General features: G+C 67.1%; 16 protein-coding genes. 4 read left to right on the plus strand and 12 right to left on the minus strand.

Annotated elements, in window-relative coordinates:
- Positions 1-32 precede the first annotated feature (32 nt).
- The 3 genes from DK459_RS19675 to tsaE all read right to left on the minus strand — a co-directional run bounded on the left by DK459_RS19675 (position 33) and on the right by tsaE (position 4,630).
- Positions 33-2,468, minus strand: coding sequence for a TonB-dependent receptor domain-containing protein (locus DK459_RS19675; RefSeq protein ID WP_233256835.1), 2,436 nt, complete (start codon positions 2,466-2,468; stop codon positions 33-35).
- A 315-nt stretch (positions 2,469-2,783) separates the two neighbouring features.
- A complete protein-coding gene (locus DK459_RS19680; RefSeq protein WP_020925054.1) occupies positions 2,784-4,163 on the minus strand; it encodes an N-acetylmuramoyl-L-alanine amidase in 1,380 nt (459 codons plus the stop codon).
- A complete protein-coding gene (gene tsaE, locus DK459_RS19685; RefSeq protein WP_026384412.1) occupies positions 4,091-4,630 on the minus strand; it encodes a tRNA (adenosine(37)-N6)-threonylcarbamoyltransferase complex ATPase subunit type 1 TsaE in 540 nt (179 codons plus the stop codon). Before tsaE ends, DK459_RS19680 begins: the two co-directional genes overlap by 73 nt.
- Positions 4,631-4,799: 169 nt before the next feature.
- Between tsaE and fumC the strand changes: the two genes are divergently transcribed.
- Positions 4,800-6,191 (plus strand): class II fumarate hydratase, encoded by a 1,392-nt coding sequence (fumC, locus tag DK459_RS19690; RefSeq protein WP_006388898.1) that lies wholly within the window; start codon positions 4,800-4,802, stop codon positions 6,189-6,191.
- 81 nt (positions 6,192-6,272) lie between these two features.
- Here fumC and DK459_RS19695 read toward each other — a convergent pair whose 3' ends face one another.
- The gene (locus DK459_RS19695) at positions 6,273-7,172 is read right to left on the minus strand and encodes an AEC family transporter (protein ID WP_370445608.1); all 900 of its coding nucleotides are present in this window, start codon (positions 7,170-7,172) and stop codon (positions 6,273-6,275) included.
- A gap of 244 nt (positions 7,173-7,416) precedes the next feature.
- On the opposite strand from DK459_RS19695, the gene DK459_RS19700 reads away from it, so the two are divergent.
- The gene (locus tag DK459_RS19700) at positions 7,417-8,400 is read left to right on the plus strand and encodes a tripartite tricarboxylate transporter substrate binding protein BugE (RefSeq protein WP_006388900.1); all 984 of its coding nucleotides are present in this window, start codon (positions 7,417-7,419) and stop codon (positions 8,398-8,400) included.
- 98 nt (positions 8,401-8,498) lie between these two features.
- Here DK459_RS19700 and DK459_RS19705 read toward each other — a convergent pair whose 3' ends face one another.
- On the minus strand, positions 8,499-9,389 hold the full coding sequence (locus DK459_RS19705) for a LysR family transcriptional regulator (protein WP_110135001.1): 891 nt from the start codon (positions 9,387-9,389) through the stop codon (positions 8,499-8,501).
- Between the two features lie 126 nt (positions 9,390-9,515).
- Here DK459_RS19705 and ggt point away from each other — a divergent pair, with 126 nt between their 5' ends.
- Positions 9,516-11,273, plus strand: a complete 1,758-nt coding sequence (gene ggt / locus DK459_RS19710; RefSeq protein WP_110135002.1) for a gamma-glutamyltransferase — start codon at positions 9,516-9,518, stop codon at positions 11,271-11,273.
- Positions 11,274-11,353: 80 nt separating this feature from the next.
- Here ggt and DK459_RS19715 read toward each other — a convergent pair whose 3' ends face one another.
- The 4 genes from DK459_RS19715 to DK459_RS19730 all read right to left on the minus strand — a co-directional run bounded on the left by DK459_RS19715 (position 11,354) and on the right by DK459_RS19730 (position 16,946).
- On the minus strand, positions 11,354-12,757 hold the full coding sequence (locus tag DK459_RS19715; RefSeq protein ID WP_006388904.1) for an APC family permease: 1,404 nt from the start codon (positions 12,755-12,757) through the stop codon (positions 11,354-11,356).
- 319 nt (positions 12,758-13,076) lie between these two features.
- Entirely contained in the window at positions 13,077-14,198 is a 1,122-nt protein-coding gene (locus tag DK459_RS19720) for a CaiB/BaiF CoA-transferase family protein (RefSeq protein WP_110135003.1), read from the minus strand.
- 13 nt (positions 14,199-14,211) lie between these two features.
- Entirely contained in the window at positions 14,212-15,189 is a 978-nt protein-coding gene (locus DK459_RS19725) for a tripartite tricarboxylate transporter substrate binding protein (protein WP_110135004.1), read from the minus strand.
- Between the two features lie 56 nt (positions 15,190-15,245).
- Complete coding sequence (locus tag DK459_RS19730; protein ID WP_110135005.1) at positions 15,246-16,946, minus strand: acyl-CoA dehydrogenase family protein; 1,701 nt, start codon at positions 16,944-16,946, stop codon at positions 15,246-15,248.
- 142 nt (positions 16,947-17,088) lie between these two features.
- Here DK459_RS19730 and DK459_RS19735 point away from each other — a divergent pair, with 142 nt between their 5' ends.
- A complete protein-coding gene (locus DK459_RS19735) occupies positions 17,089-17,979 on the plus strand; it encodes a LysR family transcriptional regulator (RefSeq protein ID WP_006388910.1) in 891 nt (296 codons plus the stop codon).
- Between the two features lie 41 nt (positions 17,980-18,020).
- Here DK459_RS19735 and DK459_RS19740 read toward each other — a convergent pair whose 3' ends face one another.
- The 3 genes from DK459_RS19740 to DK459_RS19750 are packed head-to-tail and all read right to left on the minus strand — an operon-like array spanning position 18,021 to position 20,373.
- Complete coding sequence (locus DK459_RS19740) at positions 18,021-18,785, minus strand: fumarylacetoacetate hydrolase family protein (protein ID WP_049054001.1); 765 nt, start codon at positions 18,783-18,785, stop codon at positions 18,021-18,023.
- Between the two features lie 11 nt (positions 18,786-18,796).
- Positions 18,797-19,219 carry a nuclear transport factor 2 family protein gene (locus DK459_RS19745; protein ID WP_006388914.1) on the minus strand — a complete coding sequence of 141 codons (423 nt, stop codon included), beginning with the start codon at positions 19,217-19,219 and terminating at the stop codon, positions 18,797-18,799.
- Positions 19,216-20,373, minus strand: a complete 1,158-nt coding sequence (locus DK459_RS19750; protein WP_110135006.1) for an alpha-hydroxy acid oxidase — start codon at positions 20,371-20,373, stop codon at positions 19,216-19,218. The genes DK459_RS19745 and DK459_RS19750 overlap by 4 nt, the downstream gene beginning before the upstream one ends.
- Positions 20,374-20,392: the final 19 nt, after the last annotated feature.

Below are 20,392 nucleotides of genomic sequence, written 5' to 3' on the forward strand. Positions count from 1 at the left end.
CTGGCCACCCCGGAAATGGGATAACGACGGGATCAGAACATCGCGGTGAGGCTTAGCTGGTAGGTCCTGCCGGGCGCGGCGCCCAGGGCGATATCACGCAGATCCTGCTCCGAGGTCGTCGTCATTTTTCTATTGCTGGCGTATTCCCAGTATCTGCGGTTGGTGAGGTTGTAGACTCCCATCGCCACTGTCAGGTGCTTCTTCACGTTGTAGTAGGCCGTCAGATCGAAAATGCTGTATCCGGGGACGCGCAGGTAGTTCTTTTCGTACTTTCCGGAATATTCTTCGAATGAGAGGCTGCCATTGTTCGGGAAATTCTGGCGGACAGGATCGACGGCTTGCTTGCCCTTGATGAAGGTGGCGGTAAGGCTCGCGCCATAGCGGTTCTGGGGGTCATCCCACGCCAGTGATGCAATGGCCTTGACAGGCAACACGCTGTCCAGCTCCACCCAGCCATCACCCGAATACGATGATTTCGATTTGCCCTGGTTGTATCCCACGGCAAAAGTGCTGCTCAATCCGTGGGCGGCGCCGAACAGCGCGCCATAATCGATCCGGGTGACGACCTCGGCGCCATAGATGTATGCCTTGTCGCGGTTCTCCGCGATGGTGAGGCTGGAGATCGAGGCCGGAAGCCTGGCCAGCAGGCTTTGCACGCCCGGTTTCGGCGCGCCTGTCTGGTAGTCCCTCAAGGCGTATTTCCGGTTATAGATGAAATTGTCGTAGCTGTTGTAGAAGACATTGCCGCGCACTGTAAGGCCACGGGCTGCCTTGCCAACCACCCCTAATTCAAACTGGTTGCTGGTTTCGGACTTGAGGTCGGAATTGCCCACCATGGCGGGCGAGGCGCGCCCGATCCTGGGGTGCAGCCAGATTCCCGCTATCTGGCTGCTGGTGGGGTAGGAGACTCCGCGTTTGTATTGCAGGTAGGTATTGAACCCCTGCTTGGACGCATACATGACGGTCAACGAAGGCAATAGCTTCCCGTCCGTAAACGTCTTGCCATGTATCTCGTTGATTTCCGCCAGCGTCAATGCGCCCAGCGCCTTGTCGTCGGAGGGCGCCTCAAAGCCCTGCGGGTTGATTTTGTGCCACGAGTATTTCAGGCCCGGCATTACCGAAAGCGCGCCGATGGTGATGGTGTCGCTCAGCCACACATTCGTGTCATAGGTTCTGTTGTTGCCCTGTGGCTGCAAGGTGGGATGGTCCGCGCCGACTTGTTCAAACGGCCGGGAAAAATCCGTTATCGAGAAATTCACGCCGTAATTCAAGGCCTGGGCGCCATAGTCCTTGGTGATTTCGCTTTGCAGGCCATAAGTCTTGGTGTTCATGTTGGAGAAGGTCGAAACATTCTCCAAGGGGTTCTCCGTCTCCATGCCGGTCGACCTCCACCTGGATGAAGTGACGATATCCTGCGCTGACACCGTGTCGTCGCCAACGCGCGTGCGCTGATAGAAGACCTTGCTTTCCATCGTGTCTATCAGGGTGTTGTTTCCTGGCGTGAATACGTGCGCCAGGCTGATTGAATCGCGTTGCGTGGAGTTCTTCTGCCCGTGTGAGCCCACGATGCTCTCGCGGGGGGCGCTGCTGTTCAGCTTTTTATACATGGGCGCGCTCTCCCTGCTGGATTTACGGTAGAAATCCAGCGTGCCTATGATCCGGCCGCTGCCGCCGGTATCGATCACGCCGTTGATCAGCGCCGCATCGGAATGCCAGCGCATCGGGTAAGTATCCAGGTAGCCGCTGTTGTTTTGCGTCTGCCTGCCATCACGGCGGCTGTAGGCGAACAATGCCCGGGCGCTGTCATTGCCGAACGCGGTGGTCACGCCGTTGTGCCAGCCATGATCGGTCGTGTCGAACTCGCCGGTGTATTCCAGGTAGCTGCGTTTACCGTCCGTGAGATAGGCGTCCGGTGATTTGCTGACGAATGACACGGAGCCGCCGACCACGTTCTTGACCGTGTTCTGGCGTGATCCGGAAGCGATGTTCACCTGGCCGTACAGATAGGGATCGATGTAATCGCGGCCAATGCCAAAAGTATCTTCACCGCTGGAGACCGCGTAACTGCGCCCGGTGGCGTCCGGCAAGGGGATGCCGTTGACATCCAGCGCCACCCGGTTGCCGTCCAGGCCGCGAATGTTGTAGCTGCTGTAACCGCCACGGTCAAAACCCGATTTGCCGTTGCGGGACCCGCTGTTCACGCCCGATGCGCTGATCAGCGGTTGGTAGCGCATGATGGTGCCGAAGTTGTTGCCACCCGTCCTTTTCAGCTCATCGGCGGAAATGGATTGCGTGGTGACATCTTCCGGCTTGATGGTTGCGCTAACAGTGATCGGCGAAAAAACCTTCAGCCCATCACGAGCGTCGTGCCTGGCCTCGCCGGGCGTGGCCTCGTTCGGGACGGTCTGGCCATAAGAGGTTGTGGACAACAGGAGGGCTGCCGCCAGCGATATTTTCGTGCGTTTCATGTTCCAGAATCCCTGCATGATGAATACAGGATTGCGCTGGAACGCAAGGCGGAGCGGATAGCAGGCGGACGGCCATGGATCTTTCCAAAAGATGGCCGCTAATCTACCGGGGTCGCCTTCCGGTATCTGTATGGATCCGTCTGAAAATCCGGAGACAAGTCTCGCACCTGCCGGCATATAGGATGGCGTAACCCGGCGCTTGTGATAGCCGCACCGTATGCAAGCCGCAGCCAGATCGTCCGAAGGCATTGACGGCGCGGGCGCAAAAGAAAAGGGCCATGCGCAGGCATGGCCCTATTCGTATCCGGCGTAGTCTCAGCTGACGTCGCCGAGCCGCGCCAGCGGCGGGTTGGCGGTGAAGTAGCGCTGGATGCCGGTCAGCATGGCCTGCGCCAGTTTCTCCTGGTGCGCCGAGGTCTTGAGCAGCGCCTCTTCCTGCGGGTTGCTGATGAAGGCGGTTTCCACCAGCACCGACGGGATGTCCGGCGCCTTCAGCACGGCAAAGCCGGCCTGCTCGACGCTGTTCTTGTGCAGCCGGTTGATCTTCTTGATCTCGTCCAGGAAGGCATTGCCGACCTTGAGCGAGTCGTTGATCTGCGCGGTAGTGGACAGGTCCAGCAGCACCTTGGCCACCTGGCGGTCGTGGCTGCCCAGGTTGACGCCGCCGATCAGGTCGGCCGCGTTTTCCTTGTCGGCCATCCAGCGCGCCTGGGCGCTGCTGGCGCCGCGCTGCGACAGCGCGAACACCGACGAGCCGTTGGCCGACGGCTTGATCCAGGCGTCGGCGTGGATCGACACGAACAGGTCGGCGTGTACCCGGCGCGCCTTCTGCACGCGCACGTGCAGCGGCACGAAGAAGTCGTCGTCGCGCGTCAGGTAGGCGCGCATGTAGGGTTGGGCGTCGATCAGCGCCTTCAGGCGCCGCGCGATGCGCAGCACCACGTCTTTTTCACGCAGGCCGCTGCCGCCGATGGCGCCGGGGTCCTCGCCGCCGTGGCCGGGATCCAGCGCGATGGTCAGCATGCGTTGCTTGCCACGGCCGGCGGAGGCGGGCGGCGACTTCGGCACCGGCAGCGGCGCGGCGGGCTGCTGGCCGCGCACGCGCGGCGGTTCAGGCGGGTCGGCGCGAGTGGCCGGGTTGCGCTGGATGTCTTCGAGGATGCGCGCCAGCGGATCGTCGGCGTCGGGACCGGTCTTGTTGAGGATGGCGACCAGCGGATCCTGCGCGATCTTGGGATACAGGTCCAGCACCAAACGGTACTGGTAGTCGGCCACCGGCTTGAGCGTGAACACCTGCGGCGCCACGGCCTGCTTCAGGTCGAACACCAGCCGTACCACGTTGGGACGGTTCTGCGCCACGCGCAGGCTCTGGATGTAGGGATCGTCCGGGCGGACCTTGGACACCAGGTCGTTGAGCGCGGCGCTGAGGGTCAGTCCCTCGATATCCACCACCAGGCGGTGCGGATTTTCCAGGGTGAACTGTTCGGCCTTGAGCTCGCTGTCCAGTTCCAGCGTGACGCGGGTGTATTCGTCGGCCGGCCAGGTGCGCACGGCCAGGATGGTGGCGGCCTGCGCCAGCCGCGGCACCACCGGCAGGACGAGCAGGGTGGCGGCGACGCTGATCAGGCGACGTCGGGTGGCGCCTGCCGCTGGGAGGGCGCCGTGTCGGGCGGGGGGACAATCGCGTTCAACCATGTTTGTCCTCGAGCGGTGTGCGCGGTCAGCGTGACATCGCGTCCTTGGCCGGCGTATGCCAGGGAAATCTGCAGGTCGGGAGGGGGCAAAAGGCCCTCGGCCCGTTCCGGCCATTCAATCAAAACGACCGCATCCTCACGCAGCAAATCCCGGAATCCGGCGTCCAACCATTCGCGCGAATCACTAAATCTATAAAAATCAAGGTGATAGAAGTATAAGTTAGAAACTTTATAGGATTCAAGCAGCGCGTAGCTCGGACTCTTGATTCGGCCTGTGATGCCGCATTCCCGCAACAATGCCCTGGAGAAGGCCGTTTTTCCTGCCCCCAGGTCCCCTTGAAGGTGGATACATGCGCCTGCCAGCCCGGTTTCACGACCCGAGACAAGAGGCGCGAGCTGGCGTGCCAGCGCTTCCGTGGCGGCTTCATCGGGCAGGTGCAGGGTCAGGCTGCTGAGGGGAGCGGACATGGCGCGGGTCGGGGACGAGTGGTAAAAGGTCTGGATGGGAACACGGATCGAACGCAATTATAGGAATTCGGGTTTCTGCTAATCTTATAAGTGATTGCTATTCTCAAATAAGTCCGGCCAGGCGGAATCCGCCGGCCGCGACGGACGCCGCCACGGAGCAGTAAGCGCCATGAAGACCCGCATCGAAAAAGACACCTTTGGCCCCATCGAAGTCCCGGAGGATCATCTCTGGGGCGCGCAGACGCAGCGTTCGCTGCATTTTTTCGCGATCTCCACCGAAAAGATGCCCGAGCCGCTGGTCATCGCGATGGCGCGCCTGAAGCGTGCGGCCGCCAAGGTCAACGCCGACCTGGGTGAGCTCGATCCCAAGATCGCCGACGGCATCATCCGCGCCGCCGATGAAGTCATCGCCGGCAAGTGGCCCAACGAATTCCCGCTGTCCGTGTGGCAGACCGGCTCGGGCACGCAGAGCAACATGAACATGAACGAGGTGCTGGCCAACCGCGCCTCCGAACTGCTGGGCGGCGTGCGCGGCGAAGAACGCAAGGTGCACCCCAACGACCACGTCAACCGCGGCCAGTCGTCCAACGATACCTTCCCCACCGCCATGCACGTGGCTGCCGCCGTGCAGGTCGAGCACCACCTGCTGCCGGCCCTGAAGACCCTGCGCGCCACCTTCGCCGCCAAGAGCGCCGAGTTCTACGATATCGTCAAGATCGGCCGCACCCACTTGCAGGACGCGACCCCGCTGACGCTGGGCCAGGAACTGTCCGGCTACGTCGCCCAGCTCGACCTGGCCGAACAGCAGATCCGCGCCACGCTGCCGGGCCTGCACCAGCTGGCCATCGGCGGCACCGCCGTCGGCACCGGCCTGAACGCCCATCCGCAATTTTCCGCCAAGGTCTCGGCCGAACTGGCCCACGCCACCGAAACCGCCTTCGTCTCCGCGCCCAACAAGTTCCAGGCCCTGGCCTCGCACGAAGCCCTGCTGTTCGCCCACGGCGCCCTCAAGTCGCTCGCCGCCGGCCTCATGAAGATCGCCAACGACGTGCGCTGGCTGTCCAGCGGCCCGCGTTCCGGCCTGGGTGAAATCAGCATCCCCGAAAACGAACCCGGCAGCTCCATCATGCCGGGCAAGGTCAACCCGACCCAGTGCGAAGCCATCACCATGCTGGCCGCCCAGGTCATGGGCAACGACGTCGCCATCAACATCGGCGGCGCCAGCGGCAACTTCGAGCTGAACGTCTACAAGCCCCTGGTGATCCACAACTTCCTGCAGTCGGTGCGCCTGCTGACCGACGGCATGGCCAGCTTCGACCAGCACTGCGCCGCCGGCATCCAGCCCAACCGCGAGCGCATCGCCGAACTGGTCGACCGCTCGCTGATGCTGGTCACCGCCCTGAACCCGCACATCGGCTACGACAAGGCCGCCCAGATCGCCAAGAAGGCGCACAAGGAAGGCCTGTCGCTGAAGGAATCGGCCCTGGCCCTGGGCTACGTCACCGAAGCCCAGTTCGCCGAATGGGTCGTGCCCGGCAGCATGACCAACGCCGGCAAGTAACGCTGCCGTCGCCAAACACGAAGCCGCCCCGTAGGGCGGCTTTTTTTTCAGGTCCAGCAGCGCAACATGCCTCGAAACCCGCTAAGCATTCCCGGTCAACAACAACCAAGCAGGAATCGTCACCGCAGAAAACAACGTCCCCAGGGAAATGAGCACCGCCACCATCCTCCCATCACCCCCCATCCGCATCGCCAACACATAAGCCGCCGAAGCCGTGGGCAACGCCGCGAACAGCAGCAGCATGCGCGCCTCCAGCGGCGCCAGCCCCAGCAACCTGGCCACGCCGAGCGCCACCAGCGGCAATGCCACCAGCTTCACCGCCAGCATCCACGCGATCAACCCGCCATAGCCCTTGCCGCCTTCCCATGCCAGGCTGGCGCCCACGCACAGGATCCCCAACGCGATCGCCGCCGCGCCCAGACGGGCCAGCACCGTGTCCACCGGCCCCGGCAGGTGCAGTCCCGCGAGGTTGCACGCCAACCCCGCCAGCGTCGACACCACCAGCGGATTGCGCGCCAGCTCGCGCAGCAGGTTGCCGCCGTTGTGGCGCGCCAGGCCGTACACCGCCGCCACGTTCGCCATCGGCACGGCGAAACCGATGATCAGCGCCATCACCGTCTGGCCCTGCGCGCCGCCCAGGCTGGCGGATAAAGCCAGTCCGATATAGGTGTTGAAACGGAAGCCGCATTGCGCCGATGACGCCAGCCCCAGCGATGTGGGCCTGAGCGCCAGCCCCGCCAGCCACGACAAGGCCACGCCAGAGACGATCACCGCCGCCGTCGCCTGCAACAGTATTGCGGCGTTGCCGGCGCTGATCGGCGTGCGCAGGATGGATTGGAACAACAGGGCGGGGAACAGCACGAAGTACACCAGGCGCTCGGTGCCGGCGAAAAACTCGCGCGAGAAATTGAGTTTGTGGCGCAGCGCCCAACCCAGCGCGACCAGCATGAAATCAGGGAAAACGAGCAGTGCAACCGACATGGATAAGCTATTTTTTCTGGCGCGGGCGCGGGGGATCGGCTCGCTATGCGACTGTAAGCATTTGCTGCTATTCTCCGTCATTCTGGCGGGCGCGTGTGCCACAAGCAACCCATAACAGCACGGCTTTCAGCCCTGCACAACAAGCGATGCCCCGCCAACGCTAACTGCTGACTCGTCCACAGACGAGTGCGCCACAAGACGGTCCGTTCACACCCGGGCTCGCATATTTGGAGGAAACACACCAATGATTAAAGTTCGCTCCCTGGCCATCGCCATCGCGCTGGCTGCCGGCACGGTCGGCGCCTCGGTTGCCCATGCCGCCGACAAGTATCCCGACAAGCCGATCCGCGTCATCGTCCCGTTCGCGCCCGGCGGCTCCACCGACATCATCGCGCGCCTGGTGACGCAGCGCATGAGCCAGGAACTGGGCCAGCCCATGGTCGTCGAGAACAAGGGCGGCGCCGGCGGGGCCATCGGCGCGGCCGAAGCCGCGCGCGCCGCGCCGGACGGCTACACGCTGTCGATCGCCACGGTCTCGACCATGGCCGTCAACCCTGCGTGCCGCCCCAACGACCTGCCCTACGATCCGATCAAGGACTTCCAGCCGGTCACCAACTTCGCCAACACCGCCAACGTGGTCGCCGTGAATCCGAAGTTCCCGGCCAAGGACTTCAAGGGCTTCGTCGAGGAACTGAAGAAGAACCCGGGCAAGTACTCGTACGGCAGCTCGGGCACTTGCGGCGTGCTGCACCTGATGGGCGAATCGTTCAAGATGGCCACCGGCACCGACATCGTGCACGTGCCCTACAAGGGCTCGGGCCCGGCCGTGGCCGACGCCGTCGGCGGCCAGATCGAAATCATCTTCGACAACCTGCCGTCCTCGATGCCGCAGATCCAGGCGGGCAAGTTGAACGCCATGGCGATCGCCTGGCCGGAAGACATCGCTTCGCTCAAGGGCGTGCCGAACTTCAAGCAAGCCGGCTTCCCCGTGCTGAACCAGCCGGTCTGGTACGGCCTGCTGGCGCCCAAGGGCACCCCGATGGAAGTCGTGAACAAGCTGCGCGACGCCGCCGTAGTGGCCCTGAAGGACCCCAAGGTCATCAAGGCGCTGGACGACCAGGGCTCGGCGCCCTCGGGCAACACGCCGGAAGAGTTCGCCAAGGAAATCAAGGAACAGTACGACTGGGCGAAGGACGTCGTGAAGAAGCAGAACATCAAGTTGGATTGATGGCCTGACGGCGCGGGCTCCGGCCCGCCGCCGGCCTGGCAGAGAAGGCGCCCCGCGGGGCGCCTTTTTTTGCGCGCGGGGCCCGCGCCCAAGGGGCGTCAGCGTTCCAGCGCCGCGTGGCTTGCGTCGCAGGCGGCGCGCAACCGGTCGATCAGGTCTCGATGCACGGCCGTCAGCGGATCCTGGCTGCGCGTCAACACGCTGATCGGCACGCCCAGCGTGGGCGACAATCGCCGCAGGCGCATGTCGGGTCGCAGCATGGCCTGGGCCGTGATGGCGTCGACGATGGCGTCGCCGGCCCCGGCCTGCGCCAGCGCGCAGGCGACGTAGTGGGTCTGCACCCGGATCGCGGCGTGCGGGTCCACGCCCTGCGCGTCCAGCGCCATTTGGAGCAGGGCGCCGGCGGCGTCGCTGGCGTCCAGCAGGATCAGGTTGTCGCCCGCGACGTCGGCGAGCGCAAGCGGGCCGCCGGCGGGGCCGCGGCCCAGGTGCACCAGTTCGGTCTGGCCCAGTTCGGTGCGCGTCAGGCCGGGCGTCTCGCTGGTGTCGAAGGTCACCGCCAGGTCCAGCTCGCGCGTCAGCATGCCGCGCACCAGCTCGCTGCTGTGGTAGGTGTGGATATCGAAGGTCAGGCCGGGCTGCGCCTCGCGGCTGTCGCGCACCACGCCGGGCAGCAGGCCCAGGCCCAGCGCCGGCGCGCAGCCCAGCCGCAGGTGCGCGTGGGGCCGATCGCGCAGGCTGGCGGCCAGCCTGCGCACGCTGTCCAGGTCCTGGTTCAGGCGCGCCACTTCGGGCGTGAGGATGTCGGCTTCGCGCGTGGCCACCAGACGGCCCTTGACGCGCTCGAACAGCTTGAAGCCCAGTTGCGACTCGGCGCTGGCCAGCAGCTTGCTGGCGGCCGGCTGGGTGATGTGCAGCGCCGCCGCGGCCTGGGTCAGGGAGCCGGTGCGGCGGATCGCTTCGAAGATCTCGATGTGGCGCAGGCGCATGATGCGAAGGGTGGGTCGGCGCAATCCCGCATTCTACGGCGCGACGGGGCACTGCGACAGCGGCGCGGGTCTTGTCTATCATGGACGTCCATGCCGGCCATCCGGCGCCATCCTGGAGCCCTTTCCATGCGCGTGTGTCGTTCCACCGCCGCTCTTTTGCTCGCCGCCGCGCTGGCCGCGGCGCCGTCCGCCTGGGCCCGTTCGCCGGTGGCCGCCGACGACCTGAATCCCGAGGCCGCCACCGGCAGCCAGGCCCGCAAGCTGGTGCGCGCTCCGCATTTCATGATGGTCGCGGCCAACCCCCTGGCCACCGCCGCCGGCGACGAGATGCTGCGGCGCGGCGGCAGCGTGGTGGATGCCGCCATCGCCACTCAGCTGGTGCTCAATCTGGTCGAACCGCAATCGTCGGGCATCGGCGGCGGCGCCTTCATGGTGGTGTATTCGGCCAAGGATCGCGCCATCGTGACCTACGATAGCCGCGAGACGGCGCCCGCCGCGGCGCGTCCCGACCGCTTCCTGGATGCCGACGGCAAGCCGCTGCCGTTCGCGCAGGCGGTCAACAACGGCATGGCGGTGGGCGTCCCGGGCCTGTTGCGCGGCCTGGAAATGGCGCACCAGCGCCAGGGAAAGCTGCCGTGGGCCGACCTGTTCCAGCCCGCGATCCGGCTGGCCGAGCAGGGTTTCGCCGTGTCGCCGCGCCTGCACAAGCTGCTGGCGGGCAACAAGGAATTGCCGCGCCAGCCGGCCGCCGCGGCCTATTTCTACGCGCCCGATGGTAGCGCCTGGCCGGTCGGCCACGTGCTGAAGAATCCCGCCTTCGCGGCCACGCTGCGGGCCGTGGCGCAGGGCGGCGCGGACGCTTTCTACCAGGGCGATATCGCCCGCGACATCGTGGCCGCGGTGCATGCGCATCCCAAGCGGGGCGACCTGACGCTGGCCGACCTGGCGGGCTACCAGGCGCGCCAGCGTGAACCGGTGTGCGGCGCCTATCGCGGCTACGAGCTGTGCGGCATGGGGCCGCCCAGCAGCGGCCCGATCGCGGTGCTGCAGATGCTGGGCGAACTGGAGCAATATCCGATCGGCGATTTCGCGCCTGGCAGCGTCGAAGCGGTGCATTATTTCGCCGAGGCCGGCCGGCTGGCGTTTGCCGACCGCGACTTCTACGTGGCCGACCCGGATTTCGTCCGCGTGCCGGTGCGCGCGATGCTGGATCCGGCGTACTTGCGTGCGCGCGGCGCGCTGATCCGGCCCGACCGCAGCATGAAGGTGGCGCTGCCCGGCGACCCCGAAGGCAAGCTGCTGTCGCTGGGCCGCGACAACGCCCTGGAGCAACCTTCGACCAGCCATCTGGTGGCGGTGGACGCCGACGGCAATGCGCTGTCGATGACCACCACCATCGAGAACGAATTCGGCAGCAAGATCTTCGTGCGCGGCTTCCTGCTGAACAACGAGATGACGGACTTTTCGTCCTCGTTCAAGGATCCCGAAGGGCGGCTGGTGGCCAATCGCGTCGAACCTGGCAAGCGCCCGCGCAGCGCGATGGCGCCGATGATCGTGCTGCGCGACGGCAAGCCCTACCTGCTGGTGGGATCCCCGGGCGGCAGCGCCATCATCAACTACGTCGCCAAGACCATCGTGGCGGTGCTCGACTGGAAGCTCGACATCCAGGCCGCCGCGGCCTTGCCGAACCTGGGCAGCCGCAACAAGGAGACCGAACTGGAAAAGGGCACCGCGCTGGAGGCGCTGGCGCCGGCCCTGGAGCGCATGGGGCATCCGATCAAGGTCACCGATTTCCCCAGCGGCATCCATGGCATCGTGATCGACGCCGACGGCCTGCAGGGCGGGGTCGATCCGCGCCGCGAGGGTTTGGCGCAAGGCGGCTGAGGAGGATTCCCGGCGGGCCATCCGCCGTTCCCGCATGGGCCGGGGCAGGCCCCGCGCCAGGCAGGGCCTGGCGCGCCTTCCTATTCCAGCGCCGACGGATCCAGCCGCATCTTTTCCTCCCGGCTGCGTGCCAGGTAGGTGACGCCCCACATCACCACGCCCAGCAGCAGCAGCCAGCCGGCCACCTGGTACTGGATCACGTCGCGGCCGGTCAGCGGCGTCACCAGGAACAGGCAGGCGGCCGCGCCCAGCCACGGCACGATGCGGTTGATGCGGAAATGCTCGTGCTTGACCTGGTCGCGGCGCAGCACCAGCACCGCCACGTTGACGAAGGCGAACACGCCCAGCAGCAGCAGGGCGGTGGTGCCGCCCAGCGCGCGAATGGCTTCGGAATCGGCCAGCGCCACCAGGATGATCAGGCCGAAGGCCAGCGCGGTGGTGAACAGGATGGCGGTCCACGGCGTCTGGTTACGGCGATGCACGTGGGCCAGGAAGGCCGGCAGCACGCCCTGGCGCGACATGCCGTACAGCAGGCGGCTGGCCATCATCATGTTGATGAGCGCCGAGTTGGCGACGGCGAACATAGAGATCACCGGCATGATGTATTCCACCGGCAGGCCGGGCGCGGCGCGCTTGACCACCAGCACCAGCGGCGTGCTGCTGCCGGCCAGTTCGCCCACCGGCACCAGCGCCACCGCGCAGATCGACACCAGCACGTAGATCACCGCCGTCAGCCCCAGGCCGGTCAGCATCACCTTGGGAAAGATGCGGCTGGGGTTGTGGGTTTCCTCGGCCATGTTGACGGAGTCCTCGAAGCCGACCATGGCAAAGAAAGCCAACGCGGTGGCCGAGGTGACGGCCAGGAACACGCTCTTGTCTTCCGGCGTGTCGAAGGCGATGACGCGCGAGAAGTCGGCCTGGCCTTCCGACATGGCGTAAAAGCCCAGCAGGATCACCATCAGCAGGCCGGACAGTTCGATCAGCGTCAGCACCACGTTGGCGCGCACGCTTTCGGACGCGCCGCGCAGGTTCACCAGCATCACCAGCGCCATGAATCCCAGCGCGCCCATGGTGATCCAGGTCTTGCTGGCCTCGATGCCGAAGGCGGCGAACAGATTGGCCGCGAAGGCCTGCGACGCGGTCGCGGCCGACGTCAGGCCCGAGCACATCACCGTGAAGCAGACGATAAAGGTCAGGAAGTGCAGGCCGAACGCCTTGTGCACGTAGAGCGCGGCGCCCGCCGCTTTCGGATACTTGGTCACCAGTTCCAGGTAGGACAGCGCGGTCAGCAGCGCCACGCCGAAGGCCACCAGGAACGGCAGCCAGGCCGCGCCGCCGACTTCCTTGGCGACCTGTCCGGTCAGGGCGTAGACGCCGGTGCCGAGGATGTCGCCGACGATGAAGAGCAGCAGCAGCTTGGGCCCCATCACCCGCTTGAGCGGGGCGTTCTGTTGCGGATCGCCGCTGGGGGCGTTCGTAGCCATAGTCTTTCTCCTTGTTCTCGTTCGATGGGGAGTCGCGCCAGGGCAACGTCGAGGGAGCGGGCATGCAGCGCGGGTATCGCCGCGCATCGCTCCCTCGGTGCCCGCCATGAAGGGCGGGCCGGTGTGATGGGAAAAGTCTAAATCGGCCGGGAGGCGGGCAATGCAACAGTCATGCAACGAATTGTCTGTGCATGCAAGACATGCAAGCGGGTGTAGGGAATGACGGCAATCGCTGGCGCGGCTCTGGTTAGGCAGGCATGAAAAAGCCCGCGCAAGGCGGGCAGTGCGGCGCATGGAGCGAGCGCTGATGCCGCGGCCGCTATGGCTGGGGCGGCGCCAGATCGGGCGGCAGGCGGCGCAGCGTGGCGGGCGTGCGCGACAGTTTGATGGGCGAGCCGACGCCGCGGTAGTCGCCCTGTTCCAGCACCATGCCGCGATGGCGCGTGTGCGGATGCGCCAGCGCCTGGTCCACCGTCTGCACGGCCGCGGCCGGCACGCCGGCGCGCAGCAGGCGGTCGGCCAGGGCCGCCGCCTCGTGATGCGCAAGCAGGGCGGAGAGGTCGTCGCGCAGGGCCTGGCGATGCGCCAGCCGGTCGGCGTTGGCGGCATAGCGCGGGTCCGCGGCCAGCGCTGGCGCTTCCAGCACTTGCGCCAGCTGCGCGAACTGGCGGTTGTTGCCGACCGCCAGGAAGATCGGGCCGCTGGCGGTGGGCAGGGTCTCGTAGGGCGCGATGTTGGGATGCGCGTTGCCGCTGCGGCCCGGCGTCTTGCCGCTGTAGAAGTAATTGGGCGCGTGCGGATGCAGCAGCGACAGCGCGCAGTCGTACAGCGTGATGTCGAGGAACTGGCCCAGCCCGCTGCGCGCGCGCTCGTTCAGCGCCAGCAGGATCGCCACCGCCGCGTTCAGGCCCGTCACCATGTCCACCACCGGCAGGCCGACGCGGGTGGCGTCGCCGTCGGCTTCGCCGTTCACGCTCATCAGCCCGCACATGGCTTGCGCGCAGGCGTCATAGCCGGGCAGGCCGCCCAGCGGGCCGTCGGCGCCGAAGCCGCTGACGCAGCAGTGGATCAGTTTCGGGAAGCGTTCTTTCAAGGTGTCGTAGCCCAGCCCCCACTTCTCCAGCGTGCCGGGCTTGAAGTTCTCGACCAGCACGTCGGCATCGGCCAGCAGGTGGCGCAGCAGTTCCTGGCCGGCCGCTTGCGACAGGTCCAGCGTCATGCCGCGCTTGTTGCGGTTGACGCCGACGAAGTACGACGCGGTATCGCCCAGGAACGGCGGACCCCAGCCGCGCGTTTCGTCGCCGCCCGGCGGTTCGATCTTGAGCACGTCGGCGCCGTGGTCGGCCAGGATCTGGGTGCAGTAAGGACCGCCCAGCACGCGCGACAGGTCGATCACTTTGCAGCCGGCCAGGGCGCCGGCGTCGGGGAGCTTGGGAGCCATGAAGCCTCTGCGGTCAGTCGATGGAAACGTTGGCGCTCTTGATGAGCGTGCGCCACTTGGGCACTTCGGTCGTGATGAAGCGGGACAGCCCCTGCGGCGTCTGGTCCTGGGCGCGCACGATGCCCTGGTTGCGCAGGGTCTGTTCGATCGCGGGGTCCGACAGCGCGGCCTGGAATGCCTGGTTCAGTTTGGCCACGGTCTCGGCCGGCGTGGCCTTGGGCGCGACGATGCCGAAGAACACGCTGACGTCGTAGCCGGACAGCCCTTGTTCGGACAGCGTCGGCAGGTCGGGCAGGGCCTCGGAGCGCTGCGCGCTGGCCAGGCCGATGGCGCGCAGCTTGCCGGCCTTGATGTACGGCAGCGCCGTCAGGATGTCGGTGAACGACATCGACACCTGGCCGCCCAGCAGGTCGTTGAGCGCCGGCCCGGTGCCCTTGTAGGGAATGTGCATGATGCGGGTGCCGGCCATCTGGTTGAACAGGATGCCGGCCAGGTGCGACGACGCGCCGTTGCCGGACGAGGCGTAGCTGAGCTTGTCCGGGTTCTTTTTGGCGTAGGCGATCAGTTCCTGCGCGTTGGTGGCCGGCACCGAGGGGTTCACCACCAGGATGTTGGGCAGGTGGCCGATGCGGATGATGGGGGCGAAGCTGGTCTCGGGGTTGTAGCCCTGGTTTTTGTACAGGCTGACGTTGATGGCCAGCGGCCCGGAGGTGCCGAACAGGATGGTGTAGCCGTCCGGCTTGGCGGCGGCCACGTATTCGGAGCCGATGTTGCCGCCGGCGCCGGCGCGGTTCTCGACGATGACGGTCTGGCCCAGCGGCTGCTTGAGCTTTTCGGCCAGGCGGCGCGCCAGGGCGTCGGTCGGGCCGCCGGGCGGGAACGGCACCACCAGCGTGACCGGCCGCGACGGATAGGCGTCGGCGGCCAGCGCGGCGGGCGCGGCGGCGATGGCGGCGACCGCCAGCAGCAAAGGGGTGAACAGGCGTTTCATGGTTGTCTCCAGTGGTGGACGCGCCGGCTGTGCCGCCGGCGTCGTGGTGCGCCAGGCTACAGCGCGTGTTGCAGGATGCCGCGGCAGGCGGCGCTTTCGTCGGCGGGAATCGCGTACGGGTCGCGCGGGGCCAGGCGATGTTGCAGCACCTGGTCGGCCAGCAGGGCGCGGCTGGCCAGGCCGTCGCCGGCGGCTTCCCAGCGCAGCGCCGCCATCGATACCGCGTGGTACAGCAGCGAGGCGGCCTGCCGCGCCAGTTCGGCGTGGTCGCCCTGCGCGGCATGTGCGGCCAGCGCATAGGTCCGTTCCAGCGCGTCGGCCTGGGTGGCGGCGAGCGCCGGCGGGCAGGGCAGGCCTTCGGCCAGCAACTGGTCGACATGCCGGCGCAGCGCGGGCAGCGAGCCCTCTTTCCTGATGGCGCGCAGCACGTCCAGCGCCACGATGTTGCTGGTGCCTTCCCAGATCGAGCCCAGGTGCGCGTCGCGCACCAGGCGCGGCTCGGTCCATTCCTCGATGTAGCCGCAGCCGCCGCGCACTTCCATGGCGTCGCCGGTGACCTTGCGCGCATCGCGGCAGGCGCGGAACTTGATCAGCGGTGTCAGGATGCGCGCCAGCGCCGGATCGCCCCGGCCCTGGTCGGCGTCGGCCAGGGCGCGGGCGGTCTGGAACATGACGCTGCGGGCCTGTTCGGACCATACCGTCATCTTCACCAGCTGGCGCTGCATCAGCGGCATGTCGATCAGGCGCTTGCCGAACGCGCGGCGGTGTTGCGAGACGTAGGTGGCCTCGGTGACGGCGCGGCGCATCAGGCCGGCCGCCCGCATGCCGTTGGACAGGCGCGAGTTGTTGATCATGTCGGCCATGTGCTTGAAGCCCTTGCCGCGCTCGCCCACCAGCCACGCCACCGCGCCTTCCAGGCGGATTTCGCCGCTGGCCATGGAACGGGTGCCGAGCTTGTCCTTCAGGCGCAGGATGCGGTAGTGGTTGTGCGTGCCGTCGGCCAGGTCGCGCGGCAGCAGGAACAGCGACACGCCCTTCAGGCCGGGCTCGCTTTCGCTGCGCGCCAGCACCATGGCGAAGCCGGCGTCGGGGTTGGAGCAGAACCATTTGTCGCCGTGGATGCGCCAGCTGCCGTCGTCCTGGCGCGTGGCCGTGACCTCGGTGGCGCTGACGTCCGAGCCGGCGCCCTGTTCGGTCATGAACATGGCGCCCTGGCGCAGGGCATCGAAATCCTGGCTGGTGACCTGCGGCAGCACCCGTTCGACCAGCGCCGGGTCGCCGAACTTGCGCAGCGTGCGCGCCAGCGAGTCGGTCATGCTGACCGGGCAGCACAGGCCGAATTCAGCCTGTACGAACAGGTGGCTGAGCGCGTACTTGGCGGCGGCGGGCATCGGCTCGGGCCAGCCCAGCACGCCGCCGCGATGCGACAGCGCCGCCAGGCCGAATTCGCTGTAGGCCAGGCGTTCCAGCTCGACATAGGCGGGATGCTTGTCGATGCGCGACTCGTCGGCGCCGGCACGGCTGCGCACCGACAGGGTGGGCGGATGCTTGTCGGCGGTGGCCGCCAGTTCGTCCATCACGCCGCCCGCCAGTTCGCCCAGGCGGTCCAGGTGCGGCAGCAGGTGCGCGTGCAGCGCCGCGGGCAGATAGCGCCGGGCCAGGGGCGCGGCGTACGGATCGGCGCGGAACAGGTTCAGGCCGCGCGCGTCCGGGACGGGCGTGGCGGTGGCGACGGCGGGCTGGGCGGGGCTATCCATGGCGGCATCCTGCGCAAGAAGGGGAATCGTTGGCATGTTGCGGCGATGGATTAATCTATACAAATACCGTTTTGGTGTAGACCTATCCAAAAAAAATATGGATATCGGGCGCTGCCTTCGTGCCCGCCCAGGGAGGAGACCAATGGACCTGGACCCGCGCCTGCTGCGCTATTTCATCGCCGTGGCCGAAGAACGCCATTTCAGCCGCGCCGCCGCGCGCCTGCACATTTCCCAGCCGCCCTTGAGCTACGCCATCCGCCAGCTCGAGGACAACGTCGGCGCGCGCCTGCTGGCGCGCACCAGCCGCCACGTCGAACTGACCGCCGCCGGCCAGGTGCTGTACCGCGAGGCCCTGACGCTGCTGCGCCAGGCCGAGGACGTGCGCATGCTGGTGCAGCGGGTCGACGCCGGCCTGCGCGGCCGCTTGCGCATCGGCTTCGTGGGGTCGATGCTGTACCGCGGCCTGCCGGCGCTGCTGGAGTCCATGCGGGCCGAACTGCCGGACGTCGAGCACGTGCTGACCGAATTGAATTCGCACGACCAGATCGAGGCGGTGCGGCGCGGCGAACAGGACCTGGGCTTCATCCATGCCAACCCGGTGCCGGCCGGCGTGGCGGCGCGCGATCTGTTGGCCGAACCCTTCGTGGTGTGCCTGCCGCAAAGCCATGCGCTGGCCGGGCGGCGTTCGTTGGCGTTGGCGGACCTGGCCGGCGATGATTTCGTGTTCTTCGCCCGCGCCGCCTCGCCGAGCTATTACGAGACTGTGCTGTCGCTGTGCGTGGGGGCGGGCTTCATGCCCGTGGTCCGCCACGAGGTGCGCCACTGGCTCAGCGTGGCTTCGCTGGTGTCGCAGGGCCTGGGCGTGTCGATCGTGCCGTCGTGCCTGTCGCGCAGCGGCCTGGCGGGCACCCGGTTCATCGCGTTCGAGCACCAGGCGCGCTCGGTCAGCCAGGTGATCTGGCCGCAAGAGGGCCGGTCGCCGCTGCAGGAAAAGGCGCTGGCGCTGGTCGAGCGCCAGTTCCCCGCGGGCTGAACGGGCGTCCGGGTGTTGTCTCCTGACCGGCCCGCCTGAAATCAGTCCGGCAGCCGAGCGAAGCGGTTGGTGAGCGTGCCCAAACCCGTCAGCGTCACGTCGACTACGTCGCCGTCGCGCAGGTCGGGCGAATGGCCGTCGGTGCCCATCCACAGGATGTCGCCGGGCTGCAAGGTGAGGTAGCGGCTCATCGTGCTGATGAAGGTATCCACGCCGAACAGCATGTCGCCGGTGCCGAAGCGGGTGCTCTCGCGGCCGTTGACGCTGACCACCGTCTCCATGCGCGCCAGGTCCGGGTCGGTCTCGATCCAGGGCCCCATCGGCTTGAAGGTGTCGGTGTTCTTGGAGCGCCAGAAAGTGCGGTCGGACGCCTGCCAATCGCGCGCGCTGACGTCGTTGCCGATGGTGTAGCCGAGGATGCCGGCGCGCACCTCGTCGGGCCGCACGTGCTTCATGCGCTTGCCGATCACCACCACCAGTTCGCCCTCGTAGTGCACGCGGTTGGCGTCGGCCGGCATCAGCACGTCCTGTCCATGCGCCAGCAGCGCGTTGTTGGCGCGGTAGCCGACGTCGGGCTGGGTGGGAATGTTCTTGCCCTCGGTGCCGATGTGCTGGACATAGTTCAGGCCGACGCAATAGAAGGTCGGCGGGATCACCGGAACTTCGATCCGCACGTCGGCCAGGCGCAGCGATTCGTTGCGCTTTTCATGGCCGTTGAACGGGTCGCCGCGCACCGGCGTGATGCGGTCGTCATCGAGGATGCCGTAGAACGTTTCGCCGTCGTGGGTGCAGCGTATCCATTTCATGGTGGGTTCCTTCAGGCCGCCTGGGCGGAAAAACTGGGTTCGTCATTGGTCATGCGGGCGATGAGCCATTCGCCGTCGCGGCGCGCCAGTTCGACGCGCAGGGTGCGGATGGTGTCCACGCCCGCCAGCGGCGCCGGGCCGGACAGCGGGCTGCCGCTGTCATGCCGCACCACCAGCATGTAGCCGCGCAGCGCGCAGTGGTCCGCGCTCCAGGCGTGCGCCGCCAGGTTGCAGATCAGGTGATGGATGCGCTGGGTCGCGGAGCGGCGCGCCAGCGCTGCCAGCACGGCGTCGCGGCCCGCCAGCGTCTGGCCCTGGCGCAGCCAGACGCCGTCGGGAGCGAGGCGCCGCACCAGGTCGTCGTAGCGGCTTTCATCCAGGTCGCGAAAGAACGCCATGACCTGGTTGTGGCAGAGGGACAGGGTGTCGCTCATGGGGATGTCATCCTCAGCATGGTTTCATCGATGGCGGCCAGCGTCTCCGCGCCGCACAGTTGCATGGTGCGCGCCAGCTCGTCGCGCAATATCTCCAGCGCCTTGCAGGCGCCGGGGTGACCGCCCGCCAGCACGCCGTAGAGCGTGGCGCGGCCGGTCAACACACCGGCCGCGCCCAGCGCCAGCGCCTTGAAGATGTCGCTGCCGCGCCGCACGCCGCCGTCCAGCAGCACCGGCACCCGGCCGCGCGCGGCGGCGATCACTTCCGGCAAGGCGGCCAGCGTCGCGATGCCGGTGTCGAGCTGCCGGCCGCCGTGGTTGGAGACGACCAGCGCGTCGGCGCCGATAGCGACGATGGCGTCCACGTCCAGGGCATTGGCCACGCCCTTGACGATGAGCTTGCCCTGCCAGCCTTCGCGCAGCCGCGCCAGGTCGTCGAGCTTGAACGCCGGATCGTAGTTGCGGCCGGCGACGGATTTTATGGCCTTGCGGTCCGTGGCGACCCGCGCCAGCCCCGCCAGGCTGGGCATGGCCGGCGGCCGCCGCAGCAGCATGTCCAGCGACCAGGCAGGCTTGCGCGCGAACTGGAAGAAGTTGCGCGGGTTGATCTTCATGGGAAACGCCAGGCCGTGCGCCAGGTCGCGTTCGCGCTTGCCGCCTACCGGCAGATCCACCGTGATCATCAGCGCCTCGTAGCCGGCGGCCCCGGCACGCCGGATCAGGTCGGCGAGCCGGCCCTTGTCCTGCAGGATGTAGGCCTGGAACCAGAGCCGTCCGGGCGCCCGGTCGGCGATCTCCTCGATCGACGCGGTGGCGGACGTGGACAGGGTGTAGGGAATGCCGGCCTGGGCGGCTGCGCGCGCCAGCGCCACGTCGCCGCCGCGCCAGCCGAAGCCCACCGCGCCGGTGGGCGCGATGGCGCAGGGCAGGGCGGCGGGGGCGCCGACAAGCATCGCCGTGGCATCCACCCGCGAGACATCGCGCAGCACCCGCGGCGCCAGCCGCAGGCGCTGGAACGCGCCGGCGTTCTCGCGCAGCGTGATCTCGTCCTCGGCGCCGCCGTCGAAGAAGTCGAACACCGGCCGCGGCAGGCGCGCCCGGGCCGCGAGCCGCAGGCGCTCGATGGAATAGCAATCGTCCAGCCGGGCGGTCATTGCATGCTGCTCCGATGGA

Source organism: Achromobacter sp. RW408 (assembly GCF_003184165.1).
Lineage (GTDB): Bacteria > Pseudomonadota > Gammaproteobacteria > Burkholderiales > Burkholderiaceae_B > Achromobacter > Achromobacter xylosoxidans.

What these genes read in the sequence shown, in the direction of transcription:
- DK459_RS19675 (WP_233256835.1), bottom strand. Translation starts at nt 2,468, where the DNA reads ATGAAACGCACGAAAATATCGCTGGCGGCAGCCCTCCTGTTGTCCACA.
- DK459_RS19680 (WP_020925054.1), bottom strand. Translation starts at nt 4,163, where the DNA reads ATGGTTGAACGCGATTGTCCCCCCGCCCGACACGGCGCCCTCCCAGCG.
- tsaE (WP_026384412.1), bottom strand. Translation starts at nt 4,630, where the DNA reads ATGTCCGCTCCCCTCAGCAGCCTGACCCTGCACCTGCCCGATGAAGCC.
- fumC (WP_006388898.1), top strand. Translation starts at nt 4,800, where the DNA reads ATGAAGACCCGCATCGAAAAAGACACCTTTGGCCCCATCGAAGTCCCG.
- DK459_RS19695 (WP_370445608.1), bottom strand. Translation starts at nt 7,172, where the DNA reads ATGTCGGTTGCACTGCTCGTTTTCCCTGATTTCATGCTGGTCGCGCTG.
- DK459_RS19700 (WP_006388900.1), top strand. Translation starts at nt 7,417, where the DNA reads ATGATTAAAGTTCGCTCCCTGGCCATCGCCATCGCGCTGGCTGCCGGC.
- DK459_RS19705 (WP_110135001.1), bottom strand. Translation starts at nt 9,389, where the DNA reads ATGCGCCTGCGCCACATCGAGATCTTCGAAGCGATCCGCCGCACCGGC.
- ggt (WP_110135002.1), top strand. Translation starts at nt 9,516, where the DNA reads ATGCGCGTGTGTCGTTCCACCGCCGCTCTTTTGCTCGCCGCCGCGCTG.
- DK459_RS19715 (WP_006388904.1), bottom strand. Translation starts at nt 12,757, where the DNA reads ATGGCTACGAACGCCCCCAGCGGCGATCCGCAACAGAACGCCCCGCTC.
- DK459_RS19720 (WP_110135003.1), bottom strand. Translation starts at nt 14,198, where the DNA reads ATGGCTCCCAAGCTCCCCGACGCCGGCGCCCTGGCCGGCTGCAAAGTG.
- DK459_RS19725 (WP_110135004.1), bottom strand. Translation starts at nt 15,189, where the DNA reads ATGAAACGCCTGTTCACCCCTTTGCTGCTGGCGGTCGCCGCCATCGCC.
- DK459_RS19730 (WP_110135005.1), bottom strand. Translation starts at nt 16,946, where the DNA reads ATGGATAGCCCCGCCCAGCCCGCCGTCGCCACCGCCACGCCCGTCCCG.
- DK459_RS19735 (WP_006388910.1), top strand. Translation starts at nt 17,089, where the DNA reads ATGGACCTGGACCCGCGCCTGCTGCGCTATTTCATCGCCGTGGCCGAA.
- DK459_RS19740 (WP_049054001.1), bottom strand. Translation starts at nt 18,785, where the DNA reads ATGAAATGGATACGCTGCACCCACGACGGCGAAACGTTCTACGGCATC.
- DK459_RS19745 (WP_006388914.1), bottom strand. Translation starts at nt 19,219, where the DNA reads ATGAGCGACACCCTGTCCCTCTGCCACAACCAGGTCATGGCGTTCTTT.
- DK459_RS19750 (WP_110135006.1), bottom strand. Translation starts at nt 20,373, where the DNA reads ATGACCGCCCGGCTGGACGATTGCTATTCCATCGAGCGCCTGCGGCTC.